Raw genomic sequence first — 13,054 nt, forward strand, 5'->3', positions numbered from 1 at the left:
GGACGCTGTAGGAATTTTCTTAGGTTAGATTCCATCCGTGCATAAAGGAATTCCAAATATGGTCTCGTCCAAAGGTTTCACGCTCGTCGAGCTGATGGTGGTCATTGGCATAATCGCCATGATCACCGCGTTCGGCGTACCCGGCTTTCGTACTCTTATTGCGGACAATCGGCTCACCAGCACCTCGAATAACATCATGGGCGCATTGCAGATTGCGCGTAGCGAAGCGGTCACTCAACGCACGGTGATCAAGGTCTGCGTGTCGAATGCAGACAATACCGCTTGTGGCAACAGCACAGACTGGAGCGCCGGGCTGTTGATATTGCGCGCTACCACCGTCCTTAAAGTGGTGCCCTCAAACAATACTGGCGTGACCGTCACTGCCTCGCGCAATGAAATCCAGTACGCCGGTAACGGCACTACCACCGCTGCCACCATTTCAGTCAGCGACTCTCGTAGCGGCTCTTCTCGCTCAATCAAAGTCAACGCCATCGGCCAAGCGTGCGCGGGGAGCACCTGTTCATGAGCAAGCGTAATAGAGGCTTTACCCTGGTGGAGGTGCTGGTCGCCCTGGTGGTACTGGCGATCGGTCTGCTCGGCATGTCCAGCCTGATGATGACCAGCATGCAGTCCAACCAAAGCGCCTACCTGCGCAGTCAAGCCAGTGTGCTGGCTTACGACCTCATTGAACGCATGCGCGCCAACAAGAACCGAGCGATCACTACCGACGACTATACGATGGCAGTCACGGTTACCGACCCACCTGCAGATCCCAGTTGCCCGAGCAGCGGCTGTAGTCCGGCGCAACAAGCGCAATTGGATCAACGTCAATGGATCACAACCCGCAAATTGAGCATCCCTGGCTCAACGCAGGTCGTTACTCGCAGCAACAATAACGAGTACGTGATCACCATTTCTTGGGAAGACTCCTCGGCCCTACAGCGCAGCACCTCGACTTCCAGCTTTGTCGTAAGGGTCAACCTATGAACAAGCAGTACGGCCTTTCTCTAATCGAATTGATGATTGCGGTATTGATCAGCTGCTTGTTGATTCTTGGCGTCACACAAATGTTCGGCAACACCAGTCAAACCGATCGCACCAGTAGCGCCATCGCTCGCGTACAAGAAAGCGGGCGCGTAGCTCTCGAACTTATCGGAGACGACGCCCGCCGGGCCGGTTACCAGGGCTGCAGCTCATCGGCCAACACAACGGTGGTTGGCAGTGTGACGTTTCCCACCCAAGCCATTGTTGCTGCAGAGAAAAGCGTGACGTTCCGGTTCGCTACCTTGGAAAACACGGGCACTCTTTTTTCCGCCAATAAGGCATGTGACGGTACTGCGCTGTATTTGAAGACCGTGGTGTATGACCAGTGCAGCAATGGCACGAGCCTGTGCATGAACGGGACGGCCATTTTGGACAATGCATTGATTACAGGGATCAGCTTTGGCGTGCTATCGGGAGCCAATACCAAGTGGATTGAAAGCTCTGCCGTCACCCCTGCGCAACTGGCTGATGCCCACTCGGTGCGAGTCACGTTAGATATCACCGACACGCTAAACAAGATTACCCGCACTTACTCCAACACCTACGAACTCAGGAACCGCCTGTGATGAATTCCCGAGCCAAGCAGTCCGGAATGGCGTTGTTGGTCAGCCTGATCATGCTGCTGTTGCTGACCATCATTGCCATTACTGCCGCCCGCCAATCAACACTGCAAGCGCGTATGTCCGCCAACAGTCAGCAGCAGAACATTGCATTCCAGTCATCCGAAAGTGCGATTCAGGCTTGGGTAGCCGATTACACGGCCAACCCTCGTATCGCCACTATTACGGTGAACAAGAATTTGACTACGACGGTGCTTGCTACTGCCACCGCCGCGCTTCCCAGCAACTGCGCCACAGTGATTCCGGCTTACTCGCTTAACGCCTCTGGCGATACGTTCCAGTACGCCTGTTTTGACATTCAGAGCAATGCGAAAGCCTGCGTGGATACCGCCTGCGCGGACGCCACCAACCCAGCGCGGGCCCGTCACTTCCAGGGCCATCTGGTTCGCTATTAAGAGGCAAGGAGAAATTCCATGAACACTAGGTTCAATCTACGCAGTCTCCTTGTCTCGGCAGTCGCCTCGACGTTGGTGCTGCAAGCCAGCGTCAGTTTCGCTGATGACACTGAGATCTTCTTCGGCGGCTCAGCTGTTGCCACAGGCATTCAGCCAAACGTGCTGTTTGTGATGGATAACTCGGGTTCTATGAGCGGCGCCCGAATGACCCAGTTAAAGGCTGCGTTCAAAACCATTATTTCTGGCGCAGGCAACATCAACGTCGGTGTGATGTCGATGAACACGACCCCGCGCCTGCTATCTCCTGTGCAAGACATCAACCAGCCGATGAACTTCAAACTGGCTTCACCGGAAATGCTGGTTAGTGGAGATGACGCCACGTACAGAACCGGCACCACTGTTCCTGTGACCACCGCCAGCACCACCATCAGCGATCCAAACCTGATCATGGGTTACGTAAAAAATGCCGACGCCGCTGGCGCCGTGATCAATACCATCACTCGCTCGCTGGGCACCGCCTCGACCTACGACACCGATAACGCCTCCTACTATGTGATGACATCCAACGGTTCAGACTATGTCTGCTCGGCAAAAATCGTCGATGCCGCTAGCGTGTGCACCGGTGCGAAAACTCAAATTAACGCGACGAGCGCTGCCAGCGGTAACGATGGCGTAATGCTGTTCCGCGCACTCAACATTCCTGCCAGCTCGACTATCACTAGCGCCAAGTTGTATCTCACGCCGGCTAACGCAACGGCGCAGCCAGCCTTCTCGGTAAAAATCGAGAACACCAAAACAGCGGCCGCTTTCAACAGCGATACCACCTTTACCGACCACAACTTTGGAGTAAGCAATCTGCAGACCTCCGTTGCCGGTGCCGCGCTAGTAGGCGGGGAAGTTGTGTTGGACGTCACCACTGCGTTCACTAACCTTAAGGCTGTCGCGCCGGCGTTAAACCCGATTGCAGATATTGCGATGCGAGTTCGCGGCACAACCGCCACCGATTACCCTTACTACATCGGCACAGGTGCAGCTAATGCTCCGCGCCTCGTCGTGACTTGGACTAACAGTGAAGACGTAACTCGCACCACCGGCATTCGCTTCCAGAACGTGGCCATCCCCAAGGGCGCAACCATCACATCTGCACGTATTGATTTCGTGCCAGCCGCTTCTGATGATCGCCCGGTTACCTATACGGTATCGGCGCAAAACGTCGGCAACGCTCCCGTATTCACAGCAAGCGAAAACTTCACGGCACGAACCAAGACGTCGAATACAGCCACCTGGACGCCTTCGGAATGGCGCACTCAAGCGCCGCAAGTGTATGTGGAAGGTCCGATCGTTACGGGTTTGGTGCAAAGCGTCATCGACAATAACTCCGACTGGTGCGGCAACAACTCAATGGCGTTTTTTGTAACGCCAACAGCCGGCAGCGGCAGCCGCACCGCGTTCAGCGTAGATGCCGGACAAGACTTACAACCCGTGCTGAACGTGAATTTTACGGGCGGCGACACAGGCTGTCTGAACCCAGTTATCAAGATGGCGGTTTACGACCCTAAAGACGATGCCGCCCAATCTGCGGTAGGCAAGAGCCCGAACCTAACCGCAACTTCCAATGCCTTTACAAACCTGGTCCTTGGCAGCCGCTACATCAACGTGCCCGTGGTTAAGAACGCTACCGTTCTCGACGCTCAGTTGATCGTTACCCCGAACAACACTACGGCCGGTACCGCTAATGTTTATTTTGAAAACGTGGGCAACTCGTTGGCTTACGCCGCTACGAACAACAACCTGAGCGCCCGCGCAGTAGGCACCGCGACGACTTGCAGCTTCAGCCCAACCGCTGCGGGGGTTCCTCTGACCTGCGCTGACCCCGGCTTAGCCACGCAGCTGCAAGCTGTTTTTGCACGCGCCGACTGGGCGGATGGCAACGCGTTGTCCGTGCTGCTGAAACCAACAAGCAGCGGTACTGCGTTTGCGGCAAGAACTCGTGAAGTAAGCCCTGAGTCCGGTATGCAGTTGCGTATCAAGCTTGCCGACGGTGGACTCGGCAAAAAAGGTTACACCGTGCGCGAATACACCGATGGCATCGTGCAAGCTCTGGTAGCGAATGGGGGCACCCCAATCGTCCCTACGCTGTGGGATGCGGCAAAATATTTTGTGCAGACGCCAAGCAAACATGTGGGCGCAGATCCAAGCCCAATCACGAGCTCGTGCCAGGCAAACTATCTGGTATTCCTCACTGACGGTGAGGCTAACGGCACTACCAATGAAGCGAAGGCCGGGGTGAATACTCTTACAGGAAGCCCTACGAACTGCACCGTCGACAGCACGAACGACAGCGAAAGATGCGCCCGCACTCTGGTTGGTTGGATGAACAAATCTGACATGGCCCAATACGACGGCACCAACACCATTCAAACCAGCACGATTGGCTTCAACACCAGCGGCAACGTGCAAGCGACCAATCTGCTGAACAAACTGGCAGAGTTAGGCGGTGGCAAAGCGTACCAAGCTGAGAACGCCAGCGACCTTACGAAAGCCTTTGACGATATCGTGCAGGCGGCTCTGGCTACCAACACAACCTTCGTGAACACCAGCGCACCAGTGAACAGTTTCAACCGCGCGGACAACCTCGATCAACTTTACTTCGCGTTGTTTAAGCCGTCGGAATTCGACCGCTGGGCGGGGAACTTGAAACGCTACCGCCTGAAAACTGAGGGCACGGTGGCAACAATCGTTGACGCGGATGATGCCGCTGCCATTGATGCCAATACCGGTTTTTTCAAATCGACAGCGCGTAGTTTCTGGAACAGCACACAAGATGGTGCGGACATCACCAAAGGCGGTGCCGCGGTGAAACTACCGAATCCGGACGACCGTAAACTCTATACCTTCACCGGCGCCAACCCTGCCGGATCCGCAACGGCCCTGGAGGTGTTGAAGTCGACCAACGCCAATATCACCAAGGCGAAGCTGGGTGATTCGAGTATGGACAACACGGCGCGGGTCAACCTGATTAGCTACATTCGTGGCGGCCCCGATGCCACCGGCACAGCCAGCCGCTTTGCCTTGGGTGACCCAATTCACTCCTCTCCTCGGCTAGTCACTTACGGCTGCACCGCGTACAGCGGAAGCACCTGTACCGCGCCCGACCTCACCGCTGTGATGGGTAGCAACGAAGGGTACATACACGGTTTTGACACTGATACCGGAGTCGAACAGTTCGCCTATATGCCCCAGGAACTGCTGCCGAACATCAAGCAACTGCGCGACAACGCAAAATCCAGCTCCGTTAAGCCACGTCTGTACGGCATGGATAACACCGTTACGCTTTGGGTTAACGACGTCAACGGCAACGGCGTGATTTATGGTGATCCTGCTACCGGCGCCACCACAGGCTTGAATACTGACGAGTTCGTTTACGCCTATGCCACCATGGGACGCGGCGGCCGAAACATCTACGCACTGGATATTACCGACCGTGACAACCCGAAAATTCTCTGGCAGATCCTCGGTGGAACCACGACAGGCTTTGAAAACTTGGGCCAGACGTGGTCGACGCCAGTCAGAACGAAAATAAAGATCGGAACGACCAATACTGACGTGCTGATCTTCGGCGGCGGCTACGACACCAACCAAGATGCCCTGAACAGTTCCACCAGCGTGTACTCCGACGACTCCATGGGTAACTCCGTCTATATCGTCAACGCTAAAACAGGTGCGCTCATATGGTCAGCGGGCAAGGCCGTCAGCGGCTTTACCCAGTCGCTGCCGAAGATGAAATACAGCATCCCTAGCGGCGTGCGAGTAATTGACCTTCAGCAGAACACTAATGGGGTCCTGGTGGCCGATGCCGATAGGCTCGCCGATCAGTTTTTCGTTGGGGACATGGGTGGGCAGGTATGGCGGTTCTACATCAATAACGGCGCGGCAGCTGGTGCGACCTTAGTTACCCCGGCAGGCACTAGCCAGGACGGCGTGTTCGCCAGCGTTGGTGGAACTACAACAGCGTCGGCCCGACGCTTTTACAACGAACCGGACGTGTCGCTGCTTAACGTCAATGGCAGTCGTTCCCTCGCTGTGAGTATTGGCAGCGGCTACCGTGGCCATCCACTTAACGAGTACATCCAGGACCGTTTTTACTCGTTCCGTACGGCCACACTGTTTAAGACCACGAGTGAGGCTACCCTCACAGAAAACAGTTTGTACGATGCGACGGCCAACCTTGTACAAGGCGGCAGCGACGCGCAAAAAACCGCAGCGGCGACAGCATTTGCACGTACAACGGGAGGGTGGTACATCACCCTGACCAACACCGGCGAGAAAGTATTGTCGCGGGCGCTTACAAGCGGCGGCGTCGTGTACTTCAACACCTATGAACCGACTACGGCCAGCGCGGCCTGTAGCGCAGCAGTAGGTGTAAACCGTTCGTACTCGGCGCGACTGATGGATGCGACGCCAGCCTCGGTCCCCATCAACGGTGTCGGCAAACCGGCGGATCGATCGCAAAGCAGCAACAGCGGTGGGATTTCGGGTGACCCGCAATTGTTCTGCAGCGGCAACAACTGCTGGGTACTGCCGGACCCAGCCGTGCCTCCGGTCCTGACCGAGACGCCTCCGCTGGGTAAAACATACTGGATTGACCAGTCTGATCTGGACTAGCGTTTATTGACTACAAGCAGACGGGCCAAGCGGCCCGTCTGCTGCATTTATAAAGGGCTGTGCAGTATGAAAAAGCAGAATGGCTTTACCCTGATAGAACTGATGATTGCGGTATTGGTGCTGGGCGTCTTGACGGCTATTGCCATTCCCTCTTACCAGGGATACGTGCGCCGGACCGCATGTGAAGATGCCAAAGCAACCCTGATGGGCGCGGCAAATTTGCTCGAGCGCTTCCGAGCACAAAACAATACGTATACCGGCGCTGCTCTAGGCAGCTACGTCCAAGCCCCAGTGGACGGAAAGAAACAGTTCACTATCTCTATCGATTCGTCTTCCACTGCAACCACATTCGGCCTAACCGCCACCCCAACTGGTTTACTTTCCGGCAAAGGCACCCTAACGCTGGCATCGACAGGTGCCCGTGGCGCAACAGGCACCTTTAGTACCATCAACGCGTGGCAAAGCTGCCAAGGCATCTGAACATCGCGTCAAATAAAAGGGCTGCAAATGCAGCCCTTTTTGTTTGACGCGTGTCGACTCAGACAGCCTTCAACCGCAACTCCTTCGGCATCGAAAAGGTCACATTCTCCGGCCGCCCTTCCAGTTCCTCAGCGCCGGTAGCGCCCCACTCTCTTAACTTCTGCACCACACCCAGCACCAGCACCTCAGGCGCCGAAGCACCGGCGGTAATGCCGATGCGCGCTTTGCCTTCAAACCAGCCTTGCTGCAAATCTTCGGCGCCATCAATTAGGTATGCCGGGGTGCCCAGGCGCTCGGAAAGTTCGCGCAGGCGGTTGGAGTTGGAGCTGTTGGGGCTGCCGACGACAAGCACCACGTCACACTCGCTGGCGAGCTGTTTGACGGCGTCCTGGCGGTTTTGCGTGGCGTAGCAGATGTCGTCTTTGCGCGGGCCACCGATGCTGGGGAAGCGGCTGCGCAGGGCGTCGATGACGCGGCTGGTGTCGTCCATCGACAGCGTGGTTTGGGTGACGAAGGCCAGGGTTTCGGGGTTGCGCACTTGCAGGTTGGCGACGTCGGTTTCGTCTTCGACCAGGTAAATAGCGCCGCCATTGCTGGCGTCGTATTGGCCCATGGTGCCTTCCACTTCCGGGTGGCCGGCGTGGCCGATGAGGATGCATTCGCGGCCGTCGCGGCTGTAGCGGGCGACTTCAATGTGCACCTTGGTCACCAGCGGGCACGTGGCGTCGAAAACTTTCAGGCCGCGCGATTCGGCTTCTTTGCGTACGGCTTGGGAAACGCCGTGGGCGCTAAAGATGACGATGACGTTGTCGGGCACCTGGTCCAGTTCTTCGACGAAGATGGCGCCGCGGGCGCGCAGGTCTTCGACGACGAATTTGTTGTGGACCACTTCGTGGCGAACGTAGATCGGCGGGCCGAATACTTCCAAAGCGCGGTTGACGATTTCAATCGCGCGGTCAACGCCGGCGCAGAAGCCGCGCGGGTTGGCGAGTTTGATTTGCATGGCCAGTTCTTGCATGGGGCTTCTCTCTTCCGCCCCGAGGGCAGGTGCCAGGTTACCGGCGGGTCAGGCCGGTTTGACGTCGATGATTTCGACCTGAAAACTCAGGGTCTTGCCGGCCAGCGGGTGGTTGAAGTCGATGGTGACGTGGGTGTCATCAAACGCTTTGACCACGCCGGGCAGCTCGGTGTTGGCGGCGTCGTTGAAGATCACCAGCAGACCATCCGACAGCTCCATGCCTTCGAATTGCGAACGCGGCATCACTTGCACATTTTGCGGGTTGGGCTGGCCGAAGCCGTGTTCCGGTTCCACTTGCAAGGTGCGTTTGTCGCCGGCCTTGAGGCCGAACAAGGCGGCTTCGAAGCCGGGCAACAAGTTGCCGTCGCCAACTTTAAAAGTGGCGGGTTTCTTGTCGAAGGTGCTATCCACCACGTCGCCGTTTTCCAGGTTCAGGGCGAAGTGCAGGGTGACTTGTTTGTCCGGGCCGATACGCAGGGCGTCGTCAGTCATGGGCGGGCTCTCCGGCTTTTTTGCTTTTGAACATGTCCAGGGCCAGCAACACGGCGCCGACGGAGATGGCGCTGTCGGCGATGTTGAAGGCTGGGAAATACCAGCGGTTCTGCCAGTGCACGAGGATAAAGTCGATGACGTGGCCGAGCACGATTCGGTCGTACAGGTTGCCCAGCGCGCCGCCGAGCACCAGCGACAGGGCCACGGCGAGCAGGGTTTCTTCAGGTTTGAGGCGCTTGAGCCAGACCACCAGCGTGGCACTAACGGCCACGGCAATCAGGGCAAACAGCCAGCGCTGCCAGCCAGAGCTGTCGGCCAGGAAACTGAAGGCAGCGCCAGTGTTGTAGGCCAGCGTCCAGCTGAACAGGTCGGGGATGATCACGATCTGCTGGTACAGGGTCAGGCTGTTTTCAAAGTAGAGCTTGGTGGCCTGATCGAGGATCAGCACCACCAGGCTCAGCCACAGCCACGACAAACGACCGAGACGGCTGGTGTTAGGCATAGTGACGAACCTCGCCAGCGCCGCTGATGTTGTCGACGCAGCGACCGCAGATCTCCGGGTGCTCCGGGTTCACGCCGACGTCTTCACGACAGTGCCAGCAGCGCGCGCACTTGGCGTGAGCTGATTTCACCACTTTGAGTTTCAGACCGGCGACTTCGGTTACCACGGCGTCAGCTGGCGCGCTGGCCAATGGCGCTACGGCAGCGGTCGAGGTGATCAGCACGAAGCGCAGCTCATTGCTGAGTTTGCTCAGGTCGCTGACCAGCGCGTCTTCGGCGTACAGGGTCACTTCGGCTTGCAGGTTGCCGCCGATAGCTTTGGCGGCGCGCTGGTTTTCCATTTCCTTGTTCACGGCGACTTTCACAGCCATGACGCGTTCCCAGTAGGCGCGGTCCAACTCGAAGCCTTCGGGCAGCGCGGTGAGCCCTTCGTACCAGGTGTTGAGCATCACCGATTCGTTGCGCTCGCCCGGCAGGTATTCCCACAGCTCGTCGGCGGTGAACGCCAGGATCGGCGCGATCCAGCGCACCAGCGCTTCGGCGATGTGGAACAGCGCGGTCTGGCACGAACGGCGCGCCTGGCTGTCGCTGGCGGTGGTGTATTGGCGATCCTTGATGATATCCAGGTAAAAGCCGCCCAGCTCCTGCACGCAGAAGTTGTGCACCTTGGAGTACACGTTCCAGAAACGGTATTCGCCGTAGTGTTCCTGCAGCTCGTTTTGCAGCAGCAGGGCACGGTCGACGGCCCAACGGTCCAGCGCCAGCATGTCTTCGGCCGGCAGCAGATCGGTAGCCGGATTGAAGCCGCTGAGGTTGGAAAGCAGGAAGCGCGCGGTGTTGCGGATGCGGCGATAGGCATCGGCGCTGCGTTGCAGAATCTGATCGGAAACGGCCATTTCACCGGAGTAATCGGTGGCCGAGACCCACAGACGCATGATGTCGGCGCCCAGGGTGTCGTTGACTTTTTGCGGAGCGACGACGTTGCCCAGCGACTTGGACATTTTGCGACCGTTTTCGTCGACGGTGAAACCGTGGGTCAGCAGTTCGCGGTACGGGGCGTGGTCGTCCAGCATGCAGCCGGTCAGTAAAGAGGAGTGGAACCAGCCGCGGTGCTGGTCGGAACCTTCCAGGTACAGGTCGGCGCGCGGGCCGGACGCGTGGCCCATCGGGTGCGAGCCACGCAGCACGTGCCAGTGAGTGGTGCCGGAGTCGAACCAGACGTCGAGGGTGTCGCTGATTTTGTCGTAGTTGCCCGCTTCCTCGCCCAGCAGTTCAGTCGGGTCGAGTTTGAACCAGGCTTCGATGCCTTCGTGCTCAACGCGCTTGGCCACTTCTTCCATCAGCTCGACGGTGCGCGGGTGCAGCTCACCGGTGGCTTTGTCGAGGAAGAACGGGATCGGCACGCCCCAGTTGCGCTGACGCGAGATGCACCAGTCCGGGCGGTTGGCGATCATCGAATGCAGGCGCGCCTGGCCCCAGGCCGGTACGAACTGGGTGTCTTCGATGGCTTTCACTGCGCGCTGACGCAGGGTGTTGCCGGTGTTGGGCTGTTTATCCATGCCGACGAACCACTGCGCGGTGGCGCGGTAGATCAGCGGGGACTTGTGACGCCAGCAGTGCATGTAGCTGTGGCTGATGGTTTCGGTGTGCATCAGCGCGCCCACTTCGCTGAGTTTCTCAACGATGGCGGGGTTGGCTTTCCAGATGAACTGGCCACCGAAGTGCGGCAGCGACTCAACGTACACGCCGTTGCTCTGCACGGGCGTGAGGATGTCGTCGTTGACCATGCCGTAGCGCTTGCAGGTCACGAAGTCGTCTTCGCCGTAGGCCGGGGCGGAGTGAACCACGCCGGTGCCAGCGCCCAACTCGACGTATTCGGCCAGGTATACCGGCGAGAGACGGTCGTAGAACGGGTGACGGAAGTCGATCAGTTCCAGGGCTGCGCCGGGCGCCGTGGCAACCACCGTGCCTTCGAGGCCGTAACGGGTCAGGCAGGCTTGCACCAGTTCTTCAGCCAGGATCAGCAGCTTGTCGCCAACATCGACCAGGGCGTAGATGAATTCGGGGTGGACGTTGAGCGCCTGGTTGGCCGGGATGGTCCACGGGGTGGTGGTCCAGATTACAATGGCGGCGGGCTTGCTCAGCGCTGGCAGACCGAATGCAGCGGCCAGTTTGGCGTCGTCGGCAATCGGAAACGCGACGTCGATGGTCGAGGATTTTTTGTCCTGGTATTCCACTTCGGCTTCAGCCAGGGCCGAGCCGCAATCGAAGCACCAGTTAACCGGTTTCAGACCTTTGAAGACGAAACCGCCTTTGACCATTTCGGCCAGGGCGCGAATTTCGCCGGCTTCGTTGGCGAAATCCATGGTTTTGTACGGGTTGGCCCAATCGCCCAAAACGCCCAGGCGAATAAATTCCGCCTTCTGCCCTTCTACCTGCTCGGCGGCATAGGCGCGGCACAGTTCGCGGGTTTTGTCGGCGGGCAGGTTTTTGCCGTGGGTGACTTCCACTTTGTGCTCGATGGGCAGGCCGTGGCAGTCCCAGCCGGGCACGTATGGCGCGTCGAACCCGGACAGGGTTTTCGAGCGCACGATCATGTCTTTGAGAATCTTGTTAACCGCGTGACCGATATGAATGGTGCCGTTGGCATAGGGCGGGCCATCGTGCAGCACGAACTTGGGCCGATCTTTACCAATCTCACGCAGCTTCTGGTACAGGCCAATGCTGTCCCAGCGCTGCAGAATCTGCGGTTCGCGCTGTGGCAGGCCGGCCTTCATTGGGAAGGCGGTATCCGGAAGGTTTAGCGTGGCTTTGTAGTCGGTCATTTCAGGCTCTTCACTTAAGCGGTTGACCCTGCCAAAGGGCACGGGCGGCGGCGACATCCGCGTGTATCGCCGTCTTCAGCGCCTCCAGGGAGGCGAAACGCTGCTCATCGCGCAGCTTGTGGTGGAACGCCACCGTCAAACGTCGGCCATAGAGATCGCCGACAAAATCCAAAAGATGCACTTCCAGGTGCGCACTGCCATCGCCCTGCACTGTCGGTCGTACGCCAATATTGGCGACGCCGGGCCAGGGTTTGCCGTCGAGCTCGACGGTTACCAGGTACACGCCAGTCAACGGCACACGACGCCGCTTGAGTTGTACGTTCGCCGTCGGCGTGCCGAATTGGCGCGCCAATTTCTGACCGTGCAGCACGCGCCCGGAGATTTGAAACGGACGCCCGAGCAGGCGTTCAGCCAGGGCAAAATCAGCGGCAGCCAACGACTCGCGAACTCGCGTGCTGCTGATGCGCAGCCCGTCGATTTCAACGGTGCTGGCGGCTTCCAGGGTGAAACCTTCCACCTGCGCGGCGGTTTGCAAAAAGGCGAAATCACCCGCGCGATCACAGCCAAAGCGGAAGTCGTCACCCACTTCCAGATGCTGCACACCCAAACCTTCCAGCAACACGGTTTGCACAAACTCCGCGGCGCTGAGTTCACGCAAGCGGCGATTGAAAGACAGGCACAAGACGCGATCAACGCCTGCTTCGGCGAACAAGACGAGCTTGTCCCGCAAACGCGTCAGGCGCGGTGGCGCGGTGTCGGGGCCGAAAAATTCGCGGGGCTGCGGTTCGAAAATCACCACGCAACTGGGCACGCCCAATTCGTCCGCACGCTCGCGCAGCCGCGCCAGGATGGCCTGGTGGCCACGGTGCACGCCGTCGAAATTGCCGATAGTGGCAACACAGCCTCGGTGTTGAGGCTGCAAGTTTTGAAGCCCTCGAACCAGCTGCATAGGACGCTTCTTGCTCACAAAGTGGGCGATTATACGCACACCCGACGCTGTGCAACAGGCGACAG

11 protein-coding genes are annotated in these 13,054 nt (G+C 58.4%); 6 read left to right on the forward strand and 5 right to left on the reverse strand.

What is annotated here, in order from left to right:
* The first annotated feature begins 58 nt into the window (after positions 1-58).
* From ACZZ0Q_RS19275 to ACZZ0Q_RS19300, 6 genes are all read left to right on the forward strand, one after another.
* Positions 59-526 (forward strand): GspH/FimT family pseudopilin, encoded by a 468-nt coding sequence (locus ACZZ0Q_RS19275; protein ID WP_463541144.1) that lies wholly within the window; start codon positions 59-61, stop codon positions 524-526.
* The gene (gene pilV / locus ACZZ0Q_RS19280; protein WP_463541143.1) at positions 523-987 is read left to right on the forward strand and encodes a type IV pilus modification protein PilV; all 465 of its coding nucleotides are present in this window, start codon (positions 523-525) and stop codon (positions 985-987) included. The genes ACZZ0Q_RS19275 and pilV overlap by 4 nt, the downstream gene beginning before the upstream one ends.
* Positions 984-1,610, forward strand: coding sequence for a PilW family protein (locus ACZZ0Q_RS19285; protein ID WP_463541142.1), 627 nt, complete (start codon positions 984-986; stop codon positions 1,608-1,610). The genes pilV and ACZZ0Q_RS19285 overlap by 4 nt, the downstream gene beginning before the upstream one ends.
* On the forward strand, positions 1,610-2,059 hold the full coding sequence (locus tag ACZZ0Q_RS19290) for a PilX N-terminal domain-containing pilus assembly protein (protein WP_463541141.1): 450 nt from the start codon (positions 1,610-1,612) through the stop codon (positions 2,057-2,059). The genes ACZZ0Q_RS19285 and ACZZ0Q_RS19290 overlap by 1 nt, the downstream gene beginning before the upstream one ends.
* Before the next feature lie 18 nt (positions 2,060-2,077).
* Positions 2,078-6,724 carry a VWA domain-containing protein gene (locus tag ACZZ0Q_RS19295; protein WP_463541140.1) on the forward strand — a complete coding sequence of 1,549 codons (4,647 nt, stop codon included), beginning with the start codon at positions 2,078-2,080 and terminating at the stop codon, positions 6,722-6,724.
* A 66-nt stretch (positions 6,725-6,790) separates the two neighbouring features.
* Positions 6,791-7,204: a type IV pilin protein gene (locus ACZZ0Q_RS19300; protein WP_463541139.1), complete on the forward strand. Its 414-nt coding sequence runs from the start codon at positions 6,791-6,793 to the stop codon at positions 7,202-7,204.
* Between the two features lie 58 nt (positions 7,205-7,262).
* Here the strand turns inward: ACZZ0Q_RS19300 and ispH are convergent, their stop codons facing one another.
* The 5 genes from ispH to ribF all read right to left on the reverse strand — a co-directional run bounded on the left by ispH (position 7,263) and on the right by ribF (position 12,989).
* Positions 7,263-8,207, reverse strand: coding sequence for a 4-hydroxy-3-methylbut-2-enyl diphosphate reductase (gene ispH, locus ACZZ0Q_RS19305; RefSeq protein ID WP_463384633.1), 945 nt, complete (start codon positions 8,205-8,207; stop codon positions 7,263-7,265).
* A gap of 63 nt (positions 8,208-8,270) precedes the next feature.
* Positions 8,271-8,714 carry an FKBP-type peptidyl-prolyl cis-trans isomerase gene (locus ACZZ0Q_RS19310; RefSeq protein ID WP_463541138.1) on the reverse strand — a complete coding sequence of 148 codons (444 nt, stop codon included), beginning with the start codon at positions 8,712-8,714 and terminating at the stop codon, positions 8,271-8,273.
* A complete protein-coding gene (lspA, locus tag ACZZ0Q_RS19315) occupies positions 8,707-9,216 on the reverse strand; it encodes a signal peptidase II (RefSeq protein ID WP_122450164.1) in 510 nt (169 codons plus the stop codon). The genes ACZZ0Q_RS19310 and lspA overlap by 8 nt, the downstream gene beginning before the upstream one ends.
* On the reverse strand, positions 9,209-12,040 hold the full coding sequence (gene ileS / locus ACZZ0Q_RS19320; protein ID WP_463541137.1) for an isoleucine--tRNA ligase: 2,832 nt from the start codon (positions 12,038-12,040) through the stop codon (positions 9,209-9,211). The genes lspA and ileS overlap by 8 nt, the downstream gene beginning before the upstream one ends.
* 10 nt (positions 12,041-12,050) lie before the next feature.
* A complete protein-coding gene (gene ribF, locus ACZZ0Q_RS19325) occupies positions 12,051-12,989 on the reverse strand; it encodes a bifunctional riboflavin kinase/FAD synthetase (RefSeq protein ID WP_463541136.1) in 939 nt (312 codons plus the stop codon).
* Between the last annotated feature and the right edge of the window lie 65 nt (positions 12,990-13,054).

This window comes from Pseudomonas sp. AC070 (assembly GCF_979258635.1).

What these genes read in the sequence shown, in the direction of transcription:
- ACZZ0Q_RS19295 (WP_463541140.1), top strand. Translation starts at nt 2,078, where the DNA reads ATGAACACTAGGTTCAATCTACGCAGTCTCCTTGTCTCGGCAGTCGCC.
- ileS (WP_463541137.1), bottom strand. Translation starts at nt 12,040, where the DNA reads ATGACCGACTACAAAGCCACGCTAAACCTTCCGGATACCGCCTTCCCA.
- lspA (WP_122450164.1), bottom strand. Translation starts at nt 9,216, where the DNA reads ATGCCTAACACCAGCCGTCTCGGTCGTTTGTCGTGGCTGTGGCTGAGC.
- ACZZ0Q_RS19285 (WP_463541142.1), top strand. Translation starts at nt 984, where the DNA reads ATGAACAAGCAGTACGGCCTTTCTCTAATCGAATTGATGATTGCGGTA.
- ACZZ0Q_RS19275 (WP_463541144.1), top strand. Translation starts at nt 59, where the DNA reads ATGGTCTCGTCCAAAGGTTTCACGCTCGTCGAGCTGATGGTGGTCATT.
- ispH (WP_463384633.1), bottom strand. Translation starts at nt 8,207, where the DNA reads ATGCAAATCAAACTCGCCAACCCGCGCGGCTTCTGCGCCGGCGTTGAC.
- ACZZ0Q_RS19290 (WP_463541141.1), top strand. Translation starts at nt 1,610, where the DNA reads ATGAATTCCCGAGCCAAGCAGTCCGGAATGGCGTTGTTGGTCAGCCTG.
- ACZZ0Q_RS19300 (WP_463541139.1), top strand. Translation starts at nt 6,791, where the DNA reads ATGAAAAAGCAGAATGGCTTTACCCTGATAGAACTGATGATTGCGGTA.
- ribF (WP_463541136.1), bottom strand. Translation starts at nt 12,989, where the DNA reads ATGCAGCTGGTTCGAGGGCTTCAAAACTTGCAGCCTCAACACCGAGGC.
- ACZZ0Q_RS19310 (WP_463541138.1), bottom strand. Translation starts at nt 8,714, where the DNA reads ATGACTGACGACGCCCTGCGTATCGGCCCGGACAAACAAGTCACCCTG.
- pilV (WP_463541143.1), top strand. Translation starts at nt 523, where the DNA reads ATGAGCAAGCGTAATAGAGGCTTTACCCTGGTGGAGGTGCTGGTCGCC.